The organism is Enterococcus sp. DIV0170, from assembly GCF_051710765.1.
Taxonomy (GTDB): Bacteria; Bacillota; Bacilli; order Lactobacillales; family Enterococcaceae; genus Enterococcus_A; species Enterococcus_A raffinosus.
The window spans coordinates 59,504-82,031 of record NZ_JBIOLG010000002.1; the positions used below are offsets into that span (position 1 = coordinate 59,504).

The window sequence follows — 22,528 nt, forward strand, 5'->3', positions numbered from 1 at the left end:
TGAGGAACACAGAAGTGAACATTGCCGATAATTTTAAAATGGATCGAGTCTGAATTCTGACACAAAAAAGCACCTACCGTGGATTCACAGCAGGTGCTTTTAACGCAATTTCGCGTCTTCCATTGAAGAGTCACTCCTTGTTCATATTAAGGAATTCATTTTTTGAGAAAAAATGAGTCTTATTCTCAACCCGTATGTCATTTCACTAACCAATCTAAAGCTTGGAGTGAAACTGAAATCCTTGTTCGTATGAAGGAAATTCTATTTTGTTTTTTGCAATTCTTGTACCGCTTTTTCAATCGTTACACCGGTTGCTACGTGGTTCTTATTGTTTTTATCAAAAACGATAAAAAGATTTAAATCAGTATTCAATGTGACACGGTATTGCATATTTTTGTTATCGAATGTCATAGTCATTCTCCTTTCTTGTAGTGACGAAAGGCAACGATCAAGTTGATAACGAAATTCCAATGATCACTATAGCACAGAGTTAATTAGTTTTACTAATAAAAAGTTTGTAAATGCTCTAAAAGGCAATGAATTTATCAAATCCTTAAAGTGTGTTTTTTAATAAGATAAAAAAGTATTAAACTAGTTTTAGTTTAAGGGTTTTTCTTTGGTACATTTCCTAATAAACCGTATAATTTCCGATGGACTATTAATGTTAGGTGATGGCATGAAGAAAAAGAGAATAATAATACTGTTGTTTTTTATCGCATTACTTGGAGGGATTATCTACTTTGCTAAAGGAAAAAATGAACTGACAGAGCTCATTGAACAGCCACAGCAAAAAAATAAAGTGGTTCTCAATGTTCCTTTGGAAAGTCAGTTTGATGGAGAGGCGTTGGAAAATGGCTGTGAGGTGACGGCGTTATCTATGCTATTGCGCTATTACGGCTATGAGACGAATAAAAATGAACTAGCTGATGAATTAGATTATCAACCGCTTTATACAGAATCAGGAAATCACGGAAATCCTCATCTAGGCTTTGTCGGAGATATAACGGGAGGCGATGAAGCAATGGGTGTTGCGGTTGAGCCTATAGCGAAGTTGGCAAAGGAATATGTAAGCGATGATTATCGCGTGGTGTCTAGTGAGAAGACACCCTTTGATAAACTCATTAATGTTGTTGCCAGCGGGAAACCTGTGTGGATTGTTGCGACGGTGGATTTTCAAGTTCCCAAGGACGATGACTGGCTGCTGTGGGAGACTGATCAAGGGAGTATGTATGTCACACCACTGATTCATTCTGCGGTTATCACAGGTTTTGATCGTGAGAAAGAAATTGTCTATGTAAATGATCCTTATGGGTATCAGAACCGCGAAGTTGATTGGTCTGACCTAGAAGATATTTACAAAGAATCTGACCAGCAATCCCTTTATCTAGAAAAAATATAAACTTTTTACCACTTCGATGCATTTTGAAGTGGTTTTTTATTGTTTTTTGAAAAAAGCCAAACCCACAAATCATTGTTTTACAACAATCTTTTGGTTTGAAAAAGTGCTTACAAATCTTTTTCTGGTTGCTATACTGGAACAAAGGGGGAAGGCACAATGAAAGAACGCTATTATAATATTCTAGCTGCAGTCGATGGTTCACCACAATCGCACCAGGCATTAATGGAAGCAGTTGAAGCCGCACGTAGAAATAATGCACGTTTGTACATCGCACGGGTTGTCAATACTACGGGATTGCTAATAAATAGCGCGACGCCTGTTTCCCAGATTATCGAAGAAGAAAAGCGTGTCGCAATTAAGCAGCTGGAAGAAGAAGTGGCTGGGATTGATTACTATAATAAGCAAATGGTTACCTGTGTCGGGAGTCCTAAGAAGGCTCTTTGTTTTGAATTGCCTGAAATCTATAAGATCGATTTAATTTATATGGGGGCAACAGGAAAAGGAGCAATTGAACGCAGATTGGTCGGTTCTACGACAGATTATGTGGTGAATAATGCGCCTTGTAATGTCATGGTTGTTAAATAGTAGACATCGGCTGCCAGCAGAATACTGCTGGTTTTTCCTTGACCTCACAAGTTGAGGACGTTTAAAAAACCAAAGTATTGTATGAATGAACCGATAAATAGTAAGAAGGGATCAGATGGAGTATACGATCAAAGAGGTAGCGGAAATCTCAGGGCTCAGCATTCGCACGTTACTATTTTATGAAAAGCGAGGCTTGCTAATGCCTGTTTATTTAGATAAGGCAGGTTATCGGAGATATACAGAAAAAGAGATGGATAAGCTGCAGCAGATTTTATTGTACCGATCGGCGGGTGTTCCTTTGAGAGTGATCAAGACTCTGGTGGATCGGCCAGCTGAAAGAATTCTAGAGACCTTGTTAGAGCAAAGAGCTAAAGTGGTGGAAAAACAAGAAGAATTGGCTCGTTTGTTGCAAACTTTTGATAATACACTGCTTTATTATAAAGGGGAAATCAAGATGATGAACAAAGAAAGATTTGGAACACTTCAACACAAATCGTTAATAGAAAATGAAGAGAACTATGGAGAAGAGATCCGAGAAAGCTATGGAGGAGTAGCGGTGAAAAGTTCTAATCAGGACTGGCTAGAAATGAGTGACTTTGATTATTTAAAGATGGATGATATTGAAAATCAACTGTTCGATAAGTTATCCCGATACGTAAAAGAAGGGGGCGTGCCTAGTTCACTAGTAGAGGAGATTTTTTCTTTACATAGATTGTGGCTGCAATATAGTTGGGAAAAATATACAAAGGAAGCCCATCGAAGTTTAAGTGAGTTGTATCTTAGTGATGAGCATTTCACCGATTACTATGATGAGAAATGCGGATTGGGTGCAACAGAAGCGTTATGTGAGATTATTCAATATTATACGAAATAAGGGATTGAGAAGTTTTTCTCAATCCCTTTTTAATGCCAGTAAGCTCAAGGAACGCTGAGCTTCCATAAAATAAAAAAGAAATTTTGTGTTTTAATTCACAAAATTATTGATTTCTATTATTAGCTATGCTATCATCAAAAAAAAGAAGAGGTGATGGGAATGAAAAAAGTAGTTGCAAATCCAATGGAGTTAAGAGATGCCATTCGTTGTGAGAAACAAAATATTTCAATCACAGGCGGCTTTGCTAAGATGATGCAGCCGATAGCGACACAACAGGAAGCGGATGTAGAAGCAATGGAGCTGCCCACATTTATGAAATTGGCTTTAGATCCTGCGACCATGAAGACATTAGCTACCGCATACAAGGTCGCTATGAAAAATGATTCAAAGGGTTTCGAATTAGAATACGTAAAGGTTTAATTTTTTTACCCGCATTTGTGAAAAAAATATCAAACTGATTGCTGACTCATAAAAATAGCGATAAAAAAGATTTTTGAATGTTTGGAAATAGCACTATTTAAGTAAAATAATCTTTTTAATAATCGTATTCTGACATAATTAAAAAAAAAGACACTTTTGTGGAATGAAATTATTTAGTCAGATTCAGAATAAATTTAAAAATGTTAAAAAAACAATTCAAAAAAACACCAAAAAGAAGGACAAATCTGTTAAAATATGAGTATGAGGAAGACCTCTCTCAATCTTTCTTAGCTAGTTTTATTTGACTAGCATCCCCTTTAAGCACCTTGGTGATCAAGGTGCTTTTTTTGAGCCGATAAAAGGAGATAATGAAATTCCTTGATATTTGTAGATGAAAAGGCTTACAATTAAATTGTATAAAGAATAAAGGGGGGCTTTTTATGAAAGAATCATACAAGAAAATACTAGTTGCGGTGGATTCATCGGACCAAGCACGTCGAGCTTTTCAAGAGGCAATTGAAGTTACTCGTAGAAATGACGCGCATTTGTATATTTTGATCGTGTCAGACACCAATCATTTAGGCGCCGAACCATATGCGGTTGAACACATCGTTAAAGAAGCAAGGAAAGCAGCTGGTGCAACGGTCGAATCCTTAGAGGAGCTGATTCCAGAAGATATTTCCTATACATCGATTATTGATGATGGGAACCCAAAAGCCAAAATTGTCGCGTACGCTGAAGAGAAGAAGATTGACTTGATTCTGATGGGGGCGACAGGAACGGGAACATTTTCGCGCTTGTTGCTAGGATCAACAACGGCTTATGTAGTCAATAATGCACCATGCAATGTTATGGTTGTTCGTTAATAGAAAAGAAAGCCAGCACATGATATGCGCTGGCTTTTAGCTTGCTGTTTGGTAGGTTTGAAAATCATTCATGAGTTTTGTTTTTCCTAACACGGCGTATTTTGCAATGATTAATTGTCCGCGAGCATTTCGTTTACCCAGGACAAGAATCTTCATACCGTTTTCGACATCCGCAAGAAAATTCAGTGAGTGAGCCGCGATTAAGCAATGGGTGTTTTCTAGCTGAAAATAGACCAAAGGCTGCTGTGAAAATTGAATGATTTTTAGTTTTGATACGGTTCCTTTAAGAGATTCCATTTTCCTTCCTCCTCGTATGGATACCTTTGAAAACGAGCTCATCGTTCTTACGCTCAAACTGAAAATAAATATCTTTTTTGCGGCCGGTTTTTTTAGCAGGGATAACAAAGTAATCACGATTTTCTTCATCCATCTTAGCAGTAATTTGGCTCAAAAATAATGCTAACGGCAGGGAGTCTTTTACTAGAGAATCATAGGTTCGATAAAAAATTTCAACAGAATCTGGACTAATCATAGACATGGTCATCACCTCAAAATCATTATACGAACATTTGTTCGTAAAGTAAAGTAGTATGCGACTATTTTTCAAAATAAAATACGCAAAAAGAAAAGTATTTCTGCACAGGACGATGCTTGATAAAATAAAAATATCTGCTGTTTAGCAGTCAGTACGGATGAACATGAAAAGATATTTAAGATGGAGTTGACTATGAGAATAGAAAAAAAATACCGACCAATCGATTTGGCAAGGGTGTTTAACCTTCATCCCAATACGATAAGACTTTATGAAAAACAAGGGTTTCTATCTTTGTCAAAACGAGATAAAAATGGCCATCGCCTTTTTTCCGACCTGCATGTCTTGCAGGTAAAAATATGTCGATGTATTTTTGGCTACTCGTTTACAAATAGAAAGATTCGAGACGCTGGAAATAAGGTTATGTGGGCCTCTGGAAAAAAACAATGGCAGTCAGGGAAAGAATATGCAATTGACTATTTGAAGATTATCGAAAATGAATACAAACTTGCTCAAAGAACTGCTGATATTCTACATCATTGGGCAACAGATAAAAATGAAGGGCCCCTCACGTCTAAACAAGATCATCTTTCTAGAAAAGAAGCGGCAGAATTGTTTGGGGTTACCGTAGAAACAGTGAGAAATTGGGAGCGGAATCGTTTGATAAAAGCAAGTGTTACTGGAAATTTAGGAGAAATACGCTATGACGATGAAGAATTAGAAAAGATGACTGTTATCTACATGCTACGTCAAGCTGGTTACAGTATCACGGCGATTCAGAAAAGTATTATGCTGTATGAACAAGGACGAGGAGAACAAGTTTTGAAAGCTCTGAATGAGCCGGTCGATCAAAAGGAGATTCCTACTGAAGATCGGTGGCATTTTGAATTGTCTGTCGGAGATCGGTGGCAAACGGAGCTAAAAAAAATATTGGCAGCCGCAGAAAAGATTCCAGCAATTTTTGATGAGCTTTCTACCTTATAACTGCCTTACAGTTGTACACCACCCCTTTCTGATTCAGTTATTCTATTGTAGAGAAAGATTTCTCTAATACGAATAAAGGGATGGAAAAATGATCAACAAATGGATGAGTAGGATAGCAAAGGAGCGACCCGTAGGCACAACAATAAATAATCGAATACTTGAACAACTTGAAGAGCTGTTTCAGAAGATGGCTTATGAGGTGAAATCCCTTCCTTTTCCTTGCTTTACTTGGCATAAAAGTCATTCATTTATAGTAGTAGATGGGAAGAAGTATCCGGTAATGCCTAGTCCTTTTTCGAGACCCTACAGAGATGAAGCGAAATGGGTAACAGCCGGATCGCTTAAGGAGCTGAAAAGTCTTGATTGTCGAAAAAAAATAGTGTTTCTTCATAGTCAATTAACCAAGGCATCTTTACAACCAAAAGATTATCCTTTTTATTATCCTAATGAACACAAAGAACTAATTGATGCGTTAGAAGATAGTGGAGTAGCTGCGATTGTTGCAGTGACTGGAGAACATCCTACCTATGGCTTAAAGCCCTTTTCCTTATTTGAAGATGGTAATTTTAAAGTTCCCTCCGCCTATATTTCATATGAAGAATGGGAAAAAATGAAGCCCGTGTTTAAAAATAATTTGCTTAAACTGGTCATTGACTCTCACATTGAGCAAGTGAGAAGTCGTCAACTCATTGCACAGAAAAAGGCGAAAAATGCGAAGGGGAATACCCTAGTTTGTGCACATATGGATAGCAAGTATGAGACTCCCGGTGCACTTGATAACGCTGCGGGTTTAGTGATGATGATGCAGACCATGGAATTATTGAAGAAAGAAAACTTAAACTATGCTATTGATTTTGTTCCATTTAATAGTGAGGAATATTACGAAGCAACTGGTGAATTAATCTATTTAAATGATTGTAAACGGAAAAACAAAGAGTTTGCGCTTGTTATCAATATAGACAGTGTCGGAAATGTTGGATCGGGAATTGCTATATCCACCTATAATATGGACAGCAGGTTCGCGGCTATTTTGGAAAAGCTTTGTGATGACAATCCCATGGTAGCAAAGGGGCCAGAATGGTATTCTGGAGACCATGCCATCTATGCGTTCAAGGGTGTGGCAAGTCTAGCAGTGACCTCTCAGGATTTTTTTTCAGGGGGCTTAAAGAGGACACATACTCCAAAAGATATAAAAGATACGGTAGATTACGAGACGCTTGCGCTCGGCGCAAAGTTCATCGCGAAGTTGTTGCGGGCACTTTAGGACAGTTAGCGAATACAGAACGAAGAGACACAGTTGTTCAATTTTGCTGTTTCGCTACATAAATTTTATCAATAGATTCATTTAAATAGAAAAAAGAGCGCAAACCAAAAAAGAAGGCAGACGATTAAAAGTAAGCGATAGATTTTGTGTCGAGGTTGGCGATAGAGCCAAGCATAGATTTTCTTCATATCAGTAATCCTTCTATTCAATGTTTCTAACAGAAAAACTGTTACCAAAAGGAATCCTACCCCATTGAAGAAAAGAAGTAAAGAGTGACAAATTAAAAATACGTGAAAGCACGAAAGACATAATAAAAAAATAAATAATACAGACAAAATCACTGATTGAAATAAGTGTTTATAATGAATTTAATAAAGTTGAGAAGTTGGACAAAACTGAATTATTGTAGCTTATTTACAGGAAGATGGGGGTTTTCTGTTAAAAGTCTTAATTTTATTGTGTCAATTAAATAAGAATTTTATACATAAAAAAAATAATTTGTGAAAATTATCTCAAATTTGTTTTTTTAGTGGTATTATAATCCTCCAGAAAGGGGGGATAGAATGAAATTAAAAGATTTGGAGTACTATATTTTGGATGAGATCGCGAAGAAAAACTTTGGCAATTTAAGTCACCATTTCTTCGAGACTTCTAAAACTGAATTTGAAAATAGTTTAGATAATCTGAAGAAACATGGCTTCATCCAGGGAAATATCTTTGATAGCAATGGCTCTATCAAAAATCAATTTAAGTTTTTCTTTTTGTCTGAAAAAGCAGAAAGCTTATTAAGTAAAAACGTATTCTAAAATCTACTTTGGATCACTCATCATGAGTGATCCTCTTTTCTTGTCATTAAAAACCTTTGTGAAATGGTAATCGTAATAAAAAAAAGAAGCCTCTCAGCTTCTTTTTTACGTGGACGGCTGGAATCGAACCAGCACCTCTGTCTTAAATGCGGACTACATCATTGAACGAGTAAAACACCAAGTTCATCCACGCCTATAAGTATAGCGAAGTCTCAAGCCATTTAAAAGAAGTTCAAGAGCAATAAAAAAAATATTATACTTTGAGTTTTTTTTCGTAATCTCCTGCAAATTCTCTAGCGATCATCCAGCCGTAGCTTTCAGTGATAGCAGCAGCAGTAGAACCGTTAACGATATTTCCGGCGACTGGGAGCTTTCCAGCTAAAAACCTTGCAGTCATTTGCCCAGCCTTTTGCGCTAGAAATTGTGTTGCCAAGGCTCTAGCAGCACCCTCTTCAAGTTTAATATGGAAAACTTTGCCCAACGCAATGACCATTGCCGTTTGAATCGGCAACAGGACAGTAGCATCGGGAAATGGAAGTTGTGCCATTCCTGCACCAACCCCTGCAGCAGCGGTGGAAGCACTGTGAATAATCAAGTGTGCTTTTCTTCGTTGTGAGTTGTTCATTTTATTTCTCCTTTCGGAAAATCAGTGTAGAATTATCTATTCGTTCGTGAAGAAAGTTTAGCACCTTACAGAGTGAAGAACAATTTATTCGATCATCTTTAAAGCAGTTTTAATGATTGTAAAAGTAAAAAAATAAAGAGAAACGACGATTTTTATTTTTCGAAAGAAAAGCAAAATGATAAACTAGGATTTGAAAGGGGCGGTAAAAATGGTTGATGAATATAAAAATATTTTGGTTGCTGTGGATGGCTCTGAACAATCTAAAAAGGCGTTTGACGAAGCAATCAATATCGCGAAGAGAAATAAGGGGAAGTTGACCTTGACGACAGTGATTGATACAGCTAGTTTTACTGGGACAACAGGTGGGAGTTCCATTCCATTGATGCAGGAGGTCCATGAAAAAGCCCAAAGCATTATTAATGAGCTAGAGCAGCACCGTGTGGCAGAGGAAAAAGAAGTTCATTTGACTTCTCAAATCATTGCCGGCAATCCTAAGCGCGAGATTGTCGAACTAGCAGAAAAATTAGAGATAGATTTAATCGTAATAGGTGCAACTGGACTAGGGGCATTGTCATTGCTGCTGGTCGGTTCAACAACTGCATATGTAGTAAACCAAGCACCTTGTAACGTGATGGTCGTAAAATAGATAAACTAAAACCGTCTGACTGAAATGTCAGACGGTTTTTTCGTCTAATGTCATAAGTAATTCATTGCCGTCATCATAGACATACATGGCTTTTGGAAATTCAATGTCTTTATAAGCTTCAACATAAGGGGCCGTGATCCCATCAGAAAAATAAGGGTCACTTTGTGAGTAAACGACACTCAATGTGCCAGCAATTTTGTTTTTAAAAAAATGGAAGCGCTGTGGCGAAGTAAGGGGCAGTCCTTTCATAGGACGCATAAAAATCATGTGCCAAATTTCCTGCTGCATGTGTTCAGGAACAACGTCAAAAGGGACATCACTATGTCGTGGTTTTGTTGGTTCAAACATTTTCTCCATCCTCTCTTTGCTTTATCATAGCAGTTTTTTTTAAGAAAAAAAGTAAAAGCAATCATTTTCTAGAAATTTAGTTCGTTGAAACAGTTTTTTTAGATTAAAAATGATAAAGTAAAATTGAAAAGGGTGGATTAATTAGTAAACACGATTAATTTTTAAAAGTATTGAATGAGGGTGAAAAAGATGCATTATGGAATATTTTTTAATCCGAATGCTGGGGATGGAAATGCAGAAAAATTAGCAGAGCGAATGTGTGAAAAATTGGAACAAGCCGGACATTCCGCAGATTACTTAACCGCTCCTGATCCTGAAAAGGCGGTCGAAACAGTGAAGAAAGCAATCGAGAAACTTGATGGAATAGTGTCCATCGGCGGCGATGGTTCGTTGAATATTGTTGGAACAGCATTTGTTCAAGCAGGAAAAGCAATACCGCTGGGAATTATTCCAGGAGGAACAATCAATAACTTTGCGAAGCGTTGGCACTTGCCTATGGATGAAGAAGAAGCGATGGATGTCATTATCGCTGGTCATCAGCGAAATGTCGGCATCGCTGCTTGTCAAGATCGACAAAAAGCAGTAATCAGTTCCTTCACCTTTGGCTCATTTGCGGATATCTCAAACGAAGTACGCCAAAGTGAGAAGCAGAAATTTGGTTTAATCGTCTATCCACTAAAGGCGATGAAACAAATAGGCAAGGATACGTCTTATCCAGTAGAAATCAAGGCAGACAATTATCACGAAAAACTGAAGGTTTGGTTTTCTTTAGCGACAACGACCCATTCGATTGGGGGAAGGACCTATGTAGATTCAGATTACGACGAACTGCATGTCAGCATTCTGCACAATATGCGCTTTCGGAAGCTTCTTCAACTTTTCCGATTAGTCTTTACAGGACGTCTGAAGGAGTCAGATTCATTGACGTATTTGGAGACAAACAAATTGGAATTAAAGCCTTTGACGGACAAAACCATTTATTCCCGAATCGATGGCGATAAGGGTCCCGCGTTACCGTTAACGGTAGAATTTTTGGCAGACTTTGTGCCGCTTTATGTACCAGAAAAATAAAAGATAGGAGGTTTTTTCAATGGATAAAGGCATGGAAGCATTATTAACGAAAGCCGATACGTTCACCTTAATTACGATCGACAATCGCGGATTTCCTCATGCGATTGCTGTGTCACCGCCGCTTGAACGAAATGGCTTTTACTATTTCAAGTTTTATATCAATGGTGACGGTCGAACAGCAGAGAATATTCGACAAAATCGTAGTGGCAGTCTCTTTTGTTTTGACAAAGAAAAACACGAGAGTATCGCTTTAAAAGGCTATCTTTTTGCTGAAGAGTTGGTCGAATACAAGAAATTAGCTGCTCAGTTAAATGAATTTCAAAAGGAATTGAACTATGAGCATCCAATGATCGCTGTGTTTGAAACGTTGAGTGTGAAGCATTATGAGAATATGCATGGTGAATTTTTAGATGTACCGGAAAAATAAAACGTTTCATCCCTCGAGTTTCAAGGGATGAAACGTTTTTTTTATTCAATTTCAGTAGAGACAGCAGCAGCGGCTTTATCTTTTTTAATGATCGCTGTTAGAACGAATGAGAAGATAATACAGCCTACACCCATTGCGATTGCATACATGAACATCATGTTAAAACCAGCTTTTCCAGGATTTGCATCTAGCCATCCACCAATCATTGTGTACATAAAGACATCTGGTAAATAACCTAAACAAGAGACAATACCTGAAACACGACCAGTCATTTCAACTGGGAAGCCAGCATCATCAATGATAGCAAAATATTGACTGCGAACCACATAGATCAGGAACAAACCGAAGATAAAGTTTGCAATGATTGCGACTAATAATCCTGCACTTTCAGGCAATACCAAGAAGCCTGCGAAGCAGAGTGTTAATAGAGCGGCCCCGCCAATAATAACACGGATACGTGATCCCAGTTTATCTGCGATAATCCCTCCGATAATTCCTCCGGCAGCCTGGACTAAATAACGGACACCACCGAGCGTGGTTCCTCCGGCAACGGATAAACCATAGACATTAATTGCATAGGTGTTGATGTAGCCTAAAATACCATAAATGCTGTATGCAAAAAATACGATCGCTACTAATACCCATGTGCGAGGCATTTTCAACGTTTTAAACATTCCGATGGCAACTTTTGAAATTGGCTCTGTATGAGTTTCGGCTGTCGTATCTTCAATTACAAACCAATTTAAAATACCGATAATAATAACAGCGATTGCACAGACACGAATAGCCCAAGTAGTTCCTAAAACTTCGTTCGAAAAGCGACTGTATACGGCTGTCATTCCGAATACCAATAGAGCATTCAACAGACCACGTAACCCTTCTTGCCAACCAAACAAACGTCCTTGTTCCGAACTGTCTCCTAGCATCCGAGTCGCTTTGATGGCTGCCGACCAATAAGTGATGATGGTAGAAATTCCCATCAATACAAAAATAATTCGGCTTACTTGAAATCCCGGAAAAGTTGAAAACCAAAAACCAAGAACCCCCGTAGCTAAGAAAGAAAAGGTCAGCAATTTACGGGCTGAGAACTTATCGGCTACGATTCCTCCAATAAAGTAAGAAAAGGTCGCCATCGTAGCATAGCCGGATGATAACATCCCCATTTGTGCGTTGGTTAAATTCATAGCTTTCTGGATCGGTACATAAAACGTTTCTCGAATGTAAGGGAGCTGAAAGATAATTCCAGCACCGGCTGACAATAGCAACAAGGTTCCCCATTTTTTTACTGCTTGCTTGTTCATATAACACCCTCCTGTTTGTGAATTTTCTTACAAAAAAACAAAAAAGAAGCAACGCTTAAGTAAGCGTTACTTCTCTCTGGTCTCCAGTAACACCCAAAGTATAGAAGGGAGTGAAAGCGATGTCAACAATTTTTTGTACCCAAAATAGTTCAAAAATATTTTTCATCTAAATTTTTGAGTTTTTTTTGCTTGAATAATGCCGATATATCAATGTTTATTCGAAAAATAGATTTTTTTAGTGTGATTGACGAAAAAGCGGTTATCCCTTAGACTGAAGAAACACAATCATAATGAATCAAGAAATGTTGAGTAAGCAAGATAAAGTCTGAAAAAATATTTTGTTATTCTCAGAAATTTCTCGTACATAGATTTGTGAGCCACGCTAGAATGAAAGCGTATTAAATTACGTTGGTAGGGATATGGGTGAAGATGAAGGAAAAAATTATTCAAATGATGGAGGACAATCCGCTAATTGCTGCCATCAATAATAAGCGCAGTTTTGAGAAGGCATTGACCTGTGAAAGCGACATTATCTTCGTCCTTTACGGAGATGTGTGCAGCATCGTGGACATCGTTGATCGCTTGAAAGAAGCGGGAAAAATCGTAATGGTAGATGTGGACTTGATTGATGGGTTAGCGACAAAGGAGACGGCCGTTGACTATTTAAAACGGGCGACAAAAGCTGATGGTATTATCAGCTCAAAATCAATTCTTTTGCGAGCGGCGAATGCCAGAGGAATGTTTACGATTCATCGTTTCTTTTTGATTGATTCGAAGTCTTATCATAATTTACCGAAACAATTAGGAACATCAAAGGCAGATGTTGTGGAGGTTTTGCCAGGGGCGATGCCTAAAGTTTTATCATGGGTACAAGAAGTTGTAGATGTGCCTATTGTAGCAAGTGGTTTAGTTTGTGATAAGGAATTAGTTATGACGGCTTTGCAGGCGGGTGCAGTTGCCATTTCAACAACCAACATGGATGTTTGGGAAATATAAAAAATGAAAAACGGTAGTTGTTGCTAAGAGGACAGAGAAAAGCGGACACCAGCTTATTTGGTGTTCGCTTTTTTATTTTGATTTTAGTACAAACGGTTAAAACTGAGTAGATTCGGTCGGGAATGAAGAGAATTAATTGCGTCAGTAATTAGCTATCATACAATCGGAGGGAAGATAAATGGAAATCACAGAATTCAGTATGGATCTTTTTTCACTGGATGGAAAAGTTGCCATCGTAACAGGAGGGAATACAGGGATTGGACGAGCATTCTCATTAGCATTAGCCAAATGTGGAGCAAACATCCTTGTGCCTAGTTTGATTGATGACGATGGAACAACACAGAAAATTATTGAGGAAACGGGTTCGTGCTACGTTTTTATGGAAGTGGATCTAACAGAAGAGGGTGTTCCGCAGCAGGTAGTAGAACACTGTGTGGAGGTTTTTGGGACAGTAGATATCTTGGTGAATTGTGCTGGAATGCACCTGTCAGCAGAAGTAACAAAGTTCGATCGTTCAAAATGGGACCCAATGATTCAATTGAATCTGACGGCTGCATTTGAGATGTCTCACGAAGCAGCAAAAGTGATGCTTTCACAAAAAAGCGGCAAGATCATTAATATCTGCTCCTTATTCTCTTTTTTGGGTGGACAGCAATCACCAGCAAATGCTGCAGCAAAGCATGGATTAGTCGGTCTAACAAAAGCTTATTGTGATGAATTGGCAAGTAGCAATATTCAGGTAAATGGTATCGCTCCGGGATATATGATTACTGATAGGACTGAAAGCGAGGATTCGGAAATCACTCAACGCGTCTTGGCCCACGTTCCCACGAACTATTTTGCGGAGGATGTAGACTTGATGGGAGCCTTAGTTTATTTAGCTAGTCCAGCTTCAAATTTTGTTAATGGACATATTTTGTCAGTCGATGGCGGATACCGAGTAAGGTAATCAGTCAATTTTAAACGTCGTGACAGCATTTTTTGTCACGGCTATACATAAGGACGGAGGAATCATTGGTATGATCGAGTTTGAGCAGGTAGAAAAAAGATATGGAGAAAAAGCGTTTGCTGTACAGCCCTTTGACTTAACGATCGAGGACAATCAATTCATCTGTGTTATCGGTACGAGTGGAAGCGGAAAGACTACGTTGGTTCGAATGATTAATCGGATGATTGAGCCCTCAAGTGGCAGTATCAAAATTAACGGACAAGATGTTACTAAACTGAACGAGGACGAATTGCGGAGACAGATTGGCTATGTGATCCAGAATATTGGATTATTTCCTCATATGACAATACGTGAAAACATTATGATCGTTCCTAAGCTGTTGAAATGGAGTGAGGAAAAAAAATCAGGAGTTGCGGAACGGCTGATTCAGCGAGTAGATTTACCCATCGAGTATTTAGAACGAAAACCGAAGAATCTTTCAGGCGGTCAGCAACAGCGAATTGGTGTAATTCGAGCATTAGCTGCTAGTCAAGATATCATTCTGATGGACGAGCCGTTCGGTGCTTTGGATCCAATTACGCGAGATGCGTTGCAGGAGATGATTAAAGGCTTGCAGCAGGAGATGAAAAAGACCATTGTTTTCGTTACGCATGATATGGATGAAGCAATCAAGCTGGCGGACAAAATTATTATTATGGATCATGGGGAGATTGTTCAATATGATACGGTCGATACAATCTTAGAAAAGCCAGCCAACGATTTTGTAGAGGAGCTGATTGGAAAGCGGAAGCGTAATGGGTATTACAATAACGAGATGACTGTATCTGATTTGATGGTGGATCGAGTCGAATCGATCTCCTTAAGTAAATCAATCACCGAAGCAATCCGCCAAATGTCAGAAAAAAAAGTGGATACTTTGCTTGTTGTAGACGATCAAAATTGCTTGAAGGGCTTTATTGATATCAACTTTGTTGAACGAAATATTTCCAAACTTAAACCGACTTCTTCAGTTTTTGAGGTAATGAGAACAGATACGGCAAGTGTGAATCAAAAGGATCGAGTAGCGGATGTCATTGAACCCCTGATTAATCATGTTTTTAAATACTTGCCGGTAGTGGATGACGAGGAACACTTAGTGGGTATCGTGACGCGCTCATCACTAGTGTCGCTTGTACAAGAACAATTGCAGTAGGAGGGGATGACATGAATTTTTGGTCAGAATATGGTAATGAGATTTTATTGAAATTCTGGGAACATTTTTATTTGTCCTTTTTAGCGATTTTTCTTGGCATCCTCGTGGCTGTTCCGCTGGGCGCGCTCTTAACTCGTGTAGAAAAGGGTTCAGAAACTGTGATTAAGGTTGTAGGTGTTTTTCAAACCATTCCGTCACTGGCACTGTTATCGATTATGATTCCTTTTTTTGGGATTGGAAAGATTCCAGCGGTGATCGCGCTGTTTTTATATTCACTGTTGCCAATTCTAAGAAACACCTATGTAGGAATTAAATCAGTCGATGCGACCTATTTGGATGCTGCTAAAGGGATGGGGATGTCTCAGATGCAGCGATTAGTGCAAATTGAACTGCCCCTAGCAATAGGCGTTATTATGGCAGGTATTCGGGTATCGACGGTTTATGTTATCTCATGGACCACCTTGGCATCCTATATCGGGGCTGGTGGATTGGGAGATTTTATTTTTAACGGATTGAATCTGTATCGAATGGATTTAGTATTGATGGGAACAATTCCGATCACGCTGCTAGCCTTACTTTCTGATGCATTGCTTAAACGTTCAGAAGCAAAACTAACGATGGATAGAGGGTGAATCGATGAAAAAGCGCGTGTTATTATTAGCTGCGATGCTCCTGCTTTTCGGAAGTTTTGTCGTGCAAAATTTTTCTAATAAGAATGATACGATCACGGTTGCGGGTGGTGTCACATCGGAATCTCAGATATTAGGGAATATCGTAGTTGAACTGCTTCAGCATTCAACGGATAAAAAGATCGTTTATCTAAATAATCTAGGATCAGCAAACTTGATGCATGAAGCCATGCTTCGAGGGGACCTGGATATTGCACCTACACGTTATACAGGAACAGATTTGATTGGAACTTTAGGACTCCCAACAGAGAAAGACCCCGCAAAAGCACTAAAAATTGTACAACGAGAGTTTGACCAGCGATTTGGCTTTGAATGGTTCCCAAGCTATGGCTTTTCTAATCAGTTTACGTTTATGGTCACGCAAGAAACTGCCCAAAAATATGACTTAAAAACCGTTAGTGATTTAAAAAAATGCGCGGACAAAATGCGTCTAGGCTCCGATCAGACGTGGTATAAGCGAGAAGGCGATGGCTATAAAGGTTATACGGAAGCTTATGATACGAAGTTTCAACGGGTTTATCCGATGCAGGTCGGTTTGCTTTATGATGCACTCGTCTCTAAGGAACTGGATGTAATCTTAGGATACTCTACAGATGGACGAGTGGGCAGTTATGATCTTGTGATGCTAGAAGACGACTTGAAATTTTTCCCACCCTATACAGCAAGTGTTGTCGTCTCAGGAGATACTTTAAAAAAATATCCAGAACTAAAACCACTTTTACTGAAATTACAGAATACGATTGATACAGAAGCGATGCAGCGGTTGAATTATGAATCTGATAATGAACTCCTAGAGCCAAAGCTCATTGCTCGGCGCTTTTTGGAAAAGCATAATTATTTTGAGGAGGGAAGCTAATGTTTGATAATTTGATACAATATTTGAGCGAAAACTCTTCGTACTTGATTACGCAATTTGGCGTGCATGTGTATATCTCTGTGATTGGCGTGGTATTAACTTTTTTAATTGGATTTCCTTTAGGCATTCTATTATCTGAACGACAGAAACTTTCTGATCTTGTGATTGGTCTCATCAATGTGATTCAAACGATCCCTTCCATTGCGATGCTGACAGTTCTCTTGATTTTAATGGGCTTAGGACAAAATACTGTAGTTGCAACCGTAGTTCTGTATTCATTGTTACCTATCGTCAAAAATACGTATGTTGGATTAGTAAATGTAGATCCAATGTATATAGACAGTGCAAAGGGAATTGGTATGAATCGCTATCAAATTCTTTATATGATCAAAATACCATTAGCGATGCCAGTGATATTAGCTGGTGTGCGCAATGCGCTAGTAATTTCAGTAGGGATTACGACGATTGGTTCTTTCGTTGGCGCTGGCGGGGTCGGTGATGTCATCTTGCGTGGAATCGCGATTACGGATGGCGGTCCAATTATTGTCGTTGGAGCAGTCCTATGTGCGTTTATTGCAATAATGATGGATTGGCTATTTGATTGGATCATGAAATAGTGATAAATGTTTAGAAATGAAGAAGACCTCCGCAAGTTATTCGCGGAGGTCTTCTTTCGTTAATTGACGTATGACTTCTTCGATGTACATCAATAAAATGGTTCGAGTTTTTTCATGAGACTTTAAATGCTCATCTTGGTGCGACTTAGTCAAGAAGATGATCTCACTGGCATCAAGAGTTAAATCAGTGTTCATTTCCTCCATTACCAATAAAGACTTGGCATGATGCTTTTTCGCTTCTTCAAACAATGGATCAAAATTCGCGAATTTTCCAGCGACAGAAAAAATCAGTAGCAAAGAGTCCTCCGTTAACAAATCAGGAATCAAGGAAGGCTGACTCACTCGAATGACATTTTTATTGAGAGTAAAATTTAATTTGTACTCAAAATATTCCATACAAAAATTTGTCGGACCATAACCAAAAAGTAAAATTTTATCCGACTGCTGAATCAATCCAGCTAAATAATCTACCGTTGATTCATCAAAATTCTCCATGAAATCCTTGATACGAGCAAATTCGCTATTTAATTTTTTTTGTTTAATTAATTCTTTGCCAGTCAAAAAACGAAAATATTCTTTGTAGCCAGAGAAGCCCATTTTTTTGACAAGTTTAGAAATTTTGGAGGGTGAAACACCTGAAAGCTTTGCCGCTTCCGTGATGGTCAGGTTTGGATTTTCTTTGCTTTCTAGCGTTAAACGATTGTGGATGCTTATTTCTAAATCGTTTAACCGATCCAGCTGTATTTTCATGAGGCATTCCTCCTAATTCTCATTGAGTTATCTTACATTCAGAATAGCATAATCAGGATCTAAAAAGCAAACAACAAGCGGAAAATTTTCCGTTATATTTATAAAAAACAAAAATAAATAGAAAATTTAATCAAATTTTAATGTAAAACAAGAGTCAACCCTTTATACTGAACTCAAGAAAAGCGCTTTCGAAAAAATGATGAATGGAGTTAATTGAATGAATTCTGAAACATTGGTGAAAGAAGCAATTATCAAGGACGTTAAAAAAATCGTTTCTGAAGAACAGGTAGTAACCGATCATGCAACTTTATATGATGCAGCCTCTGACCGCTACCGCAAATACATGAAAGCAAAAGGGGTTCTAGATAACCCGCTGCCAACAGCAGTGGTTTATCCTAACAATGCAGAAGAAGTCAAAGAGCTCTTGATGTATTGTAACGAAAATGACATCAACGTCATCCCTCGAAGCGGACAAACAGCAACGGAAGGCGGATTGGAAAACTGGAAAGATTTGGCATTAGTAATTGATGGCTCGCGTATGAACAAGATTTTAAAAATTGATCCTTACAATATGCAGGCAACTGTTCAGGCGGGTGTTCCACTACAAGCATTGGAAGATGAATTAAGAAAAATCGGGTACACAACAGGGCACTCTCCCCAATCAAAACCGATCGCTCAATACGGCGGATTAGTTGCGACACGATCAATTGGACAATTCTCTACCTTATACGGTGGGATCGAAGATATGGTCGTTGGCCTTGAATGTGTCTTTCCGAATGGGCATATCTCGCGAATCAAAAATATTTCTCGTCGTGCCGGTGGACCGGACATTCGTCATATCGTAATTGGAAATGAAGGAACGTTATGTTACATCACTGAAGTAACAGTGAAGATCTTTAAGTATTACCCAGACAATAATAAGTTTTACGGCTATTTAGTAAATGATGTAGAAGATGGCGTGAAGGTCCTTCGCGAAGTGATGGTAAATGGCTATCGCCCATCCGTTGCGCGAACATATTCACCAGAGGATGCACGCCAGCATTTCTATCATTTCTACGAAGGAAAATGCGTGCTGATCTTTATGGCGGAAGGGCCAAAAGGAATCGTTGAAGCAACAGGCAAGGGAATCGAAGAAGCGGTGGAGAAATTTAAGGATGGTATCGTGAAACAAGTAGATTCTCAATTGATCGAAAATTGGTTCAATCAATTGAACTGGACACAACAAACGATCGATGATGAAATCCAAGGCATGATCGACAATGATAAACACGATGGTTATACGACAGAGGTTTCGGCAGATTGGGAAACAATCACGAAAATTTATAACAACGTCATTGACCGAATTCGTAATGAGTTTCCTCGTGCAGATGATTTAACGATGCTAGGAGGACATTCTTCACACAGCTATTTAAACGGAACGAACATGTACTTTGTTTATAATTACGATATCAATTGCGAACCAGAGGATGAAATGAAGATTTATCACCATCCGATTCAAGCGATCATCGTAGAGGAAACGCTAAAATTAGGCGGTTCTATGTGTCACCATCACGGAATCGGGAAGTACCGTAATGAATGGACAAAAGAAGAGCATCAATCTGCCTACTATATGTTAGAAAGCTTGAAAGAAGTTTTCGATCCGAAGGGTGTTATGAGTTTTGGAAATATTTATCCAGTTCAAGAAGGCTTGAAGTATCAAAAATAAGTACACGATCTGTTCAAGGGCGAAAGCCCTTGAACAAATAATAATACTACGCATTAGGAGGAAATAGCATGAAAATCATCTGCTTAGTCAAATTTGTTCCAGATACAGAGAAATTTGTCTATGATTATAAAACGGATAAAATCGATCGAGATAGCTCCCGTTTAATCTTGAATCCGGATGATAAAAATGCGGTGGCTTTTGCGATGATGCAAAAGAAGCAGAACCCTTCTATTTTTGTTGAAGTTGTAACGATGGGGCCAATGAAGCTGGAGGAACCAACGAAAGATTTTGTACGTTTGGGTGCGGATAAAGCTGTTTTAATCAGCGATCGTCATTTTGCCGGCAGTGATTCATTGGTGACTAGTCAAATTATTTCAAGCTACCTCTCCTCTACAAAATATGATGTACTGCTTACTGGTACGCATACCTTAGATGGCGGAACAGGACATGTCGGACCGCAGATCGCGGAGATTATGGGAATCAATCAGTTTTCCAACATTGTTTCTATTCCATCGCTCACAGAAGAGTGTTCCATTGTTGAAGCTTTTCAAGAGGAAAAAACGTATCATTTAAAAATTAAAAACCCAAGCGTATTGAGCGTCACTCATCAGATGAATCTGCGCCTCGGTTTTGTAAGGTATGAAAATATTGGGAAAAATGTGGAGGACCAATTTGAGCTGGTGACGAATGAAACGTTACAATTGCCAGCTGGAGAAATCGGCGGTAAAGGCTCACCAACTAAAGTGAAAAAAAATGTGGTGGTAAAAAGAGAGCAAGTGGCCCACAAAGTAGTGAAAGTTGACGATCAAGGTATTGATGAAGTGGTTCAGTTTCTAAAAGAAAAGGGGTACTTATAATGTTTAAAGGACTCATTCTGATAGATAATGATCAGGTTGACTATTCATTGGATCTGATAGCTGTAGTCAATCGATTGGCTCAAGGAGAAGCATTTATTTACGGATTAGGGATCAATTTGCCTGAAGAAGTTAAAGGGCTTGATGCATTGATTAACGTTGAAGGACCGTCGATCCAACTAAAGGATAGTCGTGTAATGACAGATATCATTGAGCAGGTTCATAGAGAGTACCAATTTGACAGTATCATTATTTTAGCGACGGAATTTGGACGAATGGTGGCTCCGCGCGTGGCGATGCGACTGGGGGTAGGATTAGTGGCTGATATTACCGACATTCATGTCGACAAACGTGGAAAGAAATTGGTGCGACCCGCTTTTTCAGGCAATATTATGGCAAGTATCGTCTGTGAAACGTCACCAATCATGGCGAGTGTCCATCCTAATGTTTTTCATGCAGAGGATTTAACGAAAATGCCAGAGAAAATCGATTTTTATCCTACAGAATTGAAAGCGTCATCAATTGAAATTTTAGATATTAACGAAAGTGAACATAGCGGTATTGATATTCGGGAGGCTGACGTAATCATTTCAGCAGGCGGAGGATTCTCGGAACCTATTGATCAACTACAGGGGTTGGCGGATGAATTGAGTGGTGTCGTGGCAGTTTCGAAACAGCTAGTTGATCGTAAGAGAGCGCCGCGAGAAATACAAGTCGGACAATCAGGAAAGACAGTGAGTCCAGATTTGTATTTGGCACTGGGCATTTACGGTTCGACACAGCACATTGAAGGATTAAAAAATGTAAAAGAGATTATTTCGGTAAATACGGATTTGGGTGCACCGATGAATCATTTAGCCAGTATCGTTGTACATGGTGATGCAGCGGAATTTGCAAGGAAGCTAAGTACCAGACTTAAGGGATAACCCCCAAGCGGGTGAAAAAACAAAAATAAAGGAAAAGAAGGTAGAAGAATGGAAATCAAAGACTTCAAGATGGATATGTTTCATATCAAAGGGAAAAACGCGATCGTAACAGGCGGAAATACTGGACTAGGACAAGCATTTTCCTTAGCTTTAGCTGAAGCAGGAGCAAATATTTTCATGCCATCGATTATGCCAGATGATCCAGAATTCAATGCTGTGTTAGCAGAGCGTGGAGCAAAAACAGCTTATATGGAAGCAGATATCACAAAAGACGGCGTCTGCCAAGAAGTTGTTGAAAAATGTGTCGCTGAATTTGGCTCTGTAGATATCTTAGTAAACTGCGCAGGAATTTGTCCTTGCGATGACGTAGTGAGCTATGGTCGTGATAAATGGGATCCAACGATCAACATTAATCTAACTGCAGCCTTTGATATGAGCCATGAAGCTGCTAAAGTGATGATTCCTCAGAAGAGTGGAAAGATCATTAATATTTGTTCCATGTTCTCTTTTTTGGGAGGACAATGGGCACCGGCTTATGCTGCATCTAAACACGGCTTAGCTGGTTTGACAAAAGCTTACTGTGATGAGTTGGCACAATACAATATCCAAGTAAATGGTATTGCACCTGGCTACTTCAAAACGCATGCGGCAAAGGCGTCAATTGAGGATCCAGAACGCAGTAAATGGATTGTGGATCACACACCAGAAGGCCGATGGGGAGATGTGGCAGATTTGATGGGTGCAACAGCTTTCTTAGCTTCTGAAGCTTCGCATTTTGTAAATGGACATATCTTGGCTGTTGATGGTGGTTTCTTAGTACGGTAGTCCAGCTATTTAATAGTAGAA

Annotated in this window: 28 protein-coding genes; 21 read left to right on the forward strand and 7 right to left on the reverse strand. The window is 38.9% G+C overall.

The genetic code is table 11. From position 1 onward, the window contains the following. Positions 1 to 261: 261 nt before the first annotated feature. Positions 262 to 411 (reverse strand): hypothetical protein, encoded by a 150-nt coding sequence (locus tag IGI50_RS15935; protein ID WP_438777663.1) that lies wholly within the window; start codon positions 409 to 411, stop codon positions 262 to 264. 250 nt (positions 412 to 661) lie between these two features. Between IGI50_RS15935 and IGI50_RS15940 the strand changes: the two genes are divergently transcribed. The 5 genes from IGI50_RS15940 to IGI50_RS15960 all read left to right on the forward strand — a co-directional run bounded on the left by IGI50_RS15940 (position 662) and on the right by IGI50_RS15960 (position 4,144). After that, entirely contained in the window at positions 662 to 1,399 is a 738-nt protein-coding gene (locus IGI50_RS15940; protein WP_438777664.1) for a C39 family peptidase, read from the forward strand. Positions 1,400 to 1,555: 156 nt separating this feature from the next. Beyond that, complete coding sequence (locus tag IGI50_RS15945) at positions 1,556 to 1,984, forward strand: universal stress protein (protein ID WP_028020776.1); 429 nt, start codon at positions 1,556 to 1,558, stop codon at positions 1,982 to 1,984. A gap of 115 nt (positions 1,985 to 2,099) precedes the next feature. After that, positions 2,100 to 2,858, forward strand: a complete 759-nt coding sequence (locus IGI50_RS15950) for a MerR family transcriptional regulator (protein ID WP_438777665.1) — start codon at positions 2,100 to 2,102, stop codon at positions 2,856 to 2,858. Positions 2,859 to 3,017: 159 nt separating this feature from the next. After that, complete coding sequence (locus IGI50_RS15955; protein ID WP_010743880.1) at positions 3,018 to 3,278, forward strand: hypothetical protein; 261 nt, start codon at positions 3,018 to 3,020, stop codon at positions 3,276 to 3,278. A gap of 440 nt (positions 3,279 to 3,718) precedes the next feature. Then, positions 3,719 to 4,144 (forward strand): universal stress protein, encoded by a 426-nt coding sequence (locus IGI50_RS15960; RefSeq protein ID WP_010743879.1) that lies wholly within the window; start codon positions 3,719 to 3,721, stop codon positions 4,142 to 4,144. 36 nt (positions 4,145 to 4,180) lie between these two features. Here the strand turns inward: IGI50_RS15960 and IGI50_RS15965 are convergent, their stop codons facing one another. Together IGI50_RS15965 and IGI50_RS15970 are read right to left on the reverse strand one after the other, a co-directional pair. Next, a complete protein-coding gene (locus IGI50_RS15965; protein WP_010743878.1) occupies positions 4,181 to 4,441 on the reverse strand; it encodes a hypothetical protein in 261 nt (86 codons plus the stop codon). Continuing rightward, positions 4,428 to 4,682 carry a DUF5960 family protein gene (locus IGI50_RS15970; protein WP_028020897.1) on the reverse strand — a complete coding sequence of 85 codons (255 nt, stop codon included), beginning with the start codon at positions 4,680 to 4,682 and terminating at the stop codon, positions 4,428 to 4,430. The genes IGI50_RS15965 and IGI50_RS15970 overlap by 14 nt, the downstream gene beginning before the upstream one ends. A 189-nt stretch (positions 4,683 to 4,871) precedes the next feature. Here IGI50_RS15970 and IGI50_RS15975 point away from each other — a divergent pair, with 189 nt between their 5' ends. The 3 genes from IGI50_RS15975 (at position 4,872) to IGI50_RS15985 (ending at position 7,730) form a co-directional block, all read left to right on the forward strand. Further along, positions 4,872 to 5,660: a MerR family transcriptional regulator gene (locus IGI50_RS15975; protein WP_035019737.1), complete on the forward strand. Its 789-nt coding sequence runs from the start codon at positions 4,872 to 4,874 to the stop codon at positions 5,658 to 5,660. Between the two features lie 88 nt (positions 5,661 to 5,748). Further along, positions 5,749 to 6,924 (forward strand): M28 family metallopeptidase, encoded by a 1,176-nt coding sequence (locus IGI50_RS15980; protein WP_438777666.1) that lies wholly within the window; start codon positions 5,749 to 5,751, stop codon positions 6,922 to 6,924. A gap of 563 nt (positions 6,925 to 7,487) precedes the next feature. Next, a complete protein-coding gene (locus tag IGI50_RS15985) occupies positions 7,488 to 7,730 on the forward strand; it encodes a hypothetical protein (RefSeq protein ID WP_010743876.1) in 243 nt (80 codons plus the stop codon). 253 nt (positions 7,731 to 7,983) lie between these two features. Here IGI50_RS15985 and IGI50_RS15990 read toward each other — a convergent pair whose 3' ends face one another. Then, on the reverse strand, positions 7,984 to 8,355 hold the full coding sequence (locus tag IGI50_RS15990; protein WP_438777667.1) for a hypothetical protein: 372 nt from the start codon (positions 8,353 to 8,355) through the stop codon (positions 7,984 to 7,986). Between the two features lie 208 nt (positions 8,356 to 8,563). Here IGI50_RS15990 and IGI50_RS15995 point away from each other — a divergent pair, with 208 nt between their 5' ends. Continuing rightward, entirely contained in the window at positions 8,564 to 9,001 is a 438-nt protein-coding gene (locus IGI50_RS15995; protein WP_010743874.1) for a universal stress protein, read from the forward strand. A gap of 27 nt (positions 9,002 to 9,028) precedes the next feature. On the opposite strand, the gene IGI50_RS16000 is transcribed toward IGI50_RS15995, so the two are convergent. After that, positions 9,029 to 9,349: a DUF960 family protein gene (locus tag IGI50_RS16000; protein WP_060789344.1), complete on the reverse strand. Its 321-nt coding sequence runs from the start codon at positions 9,347 to 9,349 to the stop codon at positions 9,029 to 9,031. Between the two features lie 189 nt (positions 9,350 to 9,538). Between IGI50_RS16000 and IGI50_RS16005 the strand changes: the two genes are divergently transcribed. Both IGI50_RS16005 and IGI50_RS16010 read left to right on the forward strand, forming a co-directional pair. Next, positions 9,539 to 10,420 (forward strand): diacylglycerol/lipid kinase family protein, encoded by an 882-nt coding sequence (locus IGI50_RS16005; RefSeq protein WP_438777668.1) that lies wholly within the window; start codon positions 9,539 to 9,541, stop codon positions 10,418 to 10,420. A 19-nt stretch (positions 10,421 to 10,439) separates the two neighbouring features. After that, positions 10,440 to 10,847: a pyridoxamine 5'-phosphate oxidase family protein gene (locus IGI50_RS16010; RefSeq protein ID WP_010743871.1), complete on the forward strand. Its 408-nt coding sequence runs from the start codon at positions 10,440 to 10,442 to the stop codon at positions 10,845 to 10,847. A gap of 41 nt (positions 10,848 to 10,888) precedes the next feature. Here the strand turns inward: IGI50_RS16010 and IGI50_RS16015 are convergent, their stop codons facing one another. Beyond that, a complete protein-coding gene (locus IGI50_RS16015; protein WP_438777669.1) occupies positions 10,889 to 12,148 on the reverse strand; it encodes an MFS transporter in 1,260 nt (419 codons plus the stop codon). A gap of 429 nt (positions 12,149 to 12,577) precedes the next feature. On the opposite strand from IGI50_RS16015, the gene IGI50_RS16020 reads away from it, so the two are divergent. From IGI50_RS16020 to IGI50_RS16045, 6 genes are all read left to right on the forward strand, one after another. Next, the gene (locus IGI50_RS16020) at positions 12,578 to 13,144 is read left to right on the forward strand and encodes a glycerol-3-phosphate responsive antiterminator (RefSeq protein WP_028021196.1); all 567 of its coding nucleotides are present in this window, start codon (positions 12,578 to 12,580) and stop codon (positions 13,142 to 13,144) included. 178 nt (positions 13,145 to 13,322) lie between these two features. Continuing rightward, a complete protein-coding gene (locus tag IGI50_RS16025) occupies positions 13,323 to 14,093 on the forward strand; it encodes an SDR family NAD(P)-dependent oxidoreductase (RefSeq protein WP_028021195.1) in 771 nt (256 codons plus the stop codon). Between the two features lie 70 nt (positions 14,094 to 14,163). Next, positions 14,164 to 15,285, forward strand: coding sequence for an ABC transporter ATP-binding protein (locus IGI50_RS16030; RefSeq protein ID WP_438777671.1), 1,122 nt, complete (start codon positions 14,164 to 14,166; stop codon positions 15,283 to 15,285). A gap of 11 nt (positions 15,286 to 15,296) precedes the next feature. Further along, positions 15,297 to 15,917 (forward strand): ABC transporter permease, encoded by a 621-nt coding sequence (locus IGI50_RS16035; RefSeq protein ID WP_222227559.1) that lies wholly within the window; start codon positions 15,297 to 15,299, stop codon positions 15,915 to 15,917. Positions 15,918 to 15,921: 4 nt separating this feature from the next. Then, the gene (locus IGI50_RS16040) at positions 15,922 to 16,830 is read left to right on the forward strand and encodes an osmoprotectant ABC transporter substrate-binding protein (RefSeq protein ID WP_438777672.1); all 909 of its coding nucleotides are present in this window, start codon (positions 15,922 to 15,924) and stop codon (positions 16,828 to 16,830) included. Beyond that, positions 16,830 to 17,447, forward strand: a complete 618-nt coding sequence (locus IGI50_RS16045) for an ABC transporter permease (protein WP_028021193.1) — start codon at positions 16,830 to 16,832, stop codon at positions 17,445 to 17,447. Before IGI50_RS16040 ends, IGI50_RS16045 begins: the two co-directional genes overlap by 1 nt. 36 nt (positions 17,448 to 17,483) lie before the next feature. Here the strand turns inward: IGI50_RS16045 and IGI50_RS16050 are convergent, their stop codons facing one another. After that, a complete protein-coding gene (locus IGI50_RS16050) occupies positions 17,484 to 18,197 on the reverse strand; it encodes a MurR/RpiR family transcriptional regulator (protein WP_010743863.1) in 714 nt (237 codons plus the stop codon). A 217-nt stretch (positions 18,198 to 18,414) separates the two neighbouring features. Here IGI50_RS16050 and IGI50_RS16055 point away from each other — a divergent pair, with 217 nt between their 5' ends. The 4 genes from IGI50_RS16055 (at position 18,415) to IGI50_RS16070 (ending at position 22,507) form a co-directional block, all read left to right on the forward strand. Beyond that, on the forward strand, positions 18,415 to 19,902 hold the full coding sequence (locus IGI50_RS16055) for an FAD-binding oxidoreductase (RefSeq protein ID WP_028021192.1): 1,488 nt from the start codon (positions 18,415 to 18,417) through the stop codon (positions 19,900 to 19,902). Positions 19,903 to 19,970: 68 nt separating this feature from the next. Continuing rightward, positions 19,971 to 20,759 carry an electron transfer flavoprotein subunit beta/FixA family protein gene (locus IGI50_RS16060; RefSeq protein ID WP_438777673.1) on the forward strand — a complete coding sequence of 263 codons (789 nt, stop codon included), beginning with the start codon at positions 19,971 to 19,973 and terminating at the stop codon, positions 20,757 to 20,759. Then, positions 20,759 to 21,682: an electron transfer flavoprotein subunit alpha/FixB family protein gene (locus IGI50_RS16065; protein WP_028021190.1), complete on the forward strand. Its 924-nt coding sequence runs from the start codon at positions 20,759 to 20,761 to the stop codon at positions 21,680 to 21,682. The genes IGI50_RS16060 and IGI50_RS16065 overlap by 1 nt, the downstream gene beginning before the upstream one ends. Positions 21,683 to 21,730: 48 nt before the next feature. Further along, positions 21,731 to 22,507, forward strand: a complete 777-nt coding sequence (locus IGI50_RS16070; protein ID WP_010743859.1) for an SDR family oxidoreductase — start codon at positions 21,731 to 21,733, stop codon at positions 22,505 to 22,507. The last annotated feature ends 21 nt before the right edge of the window (positions 22,508 to 22,528 follow it).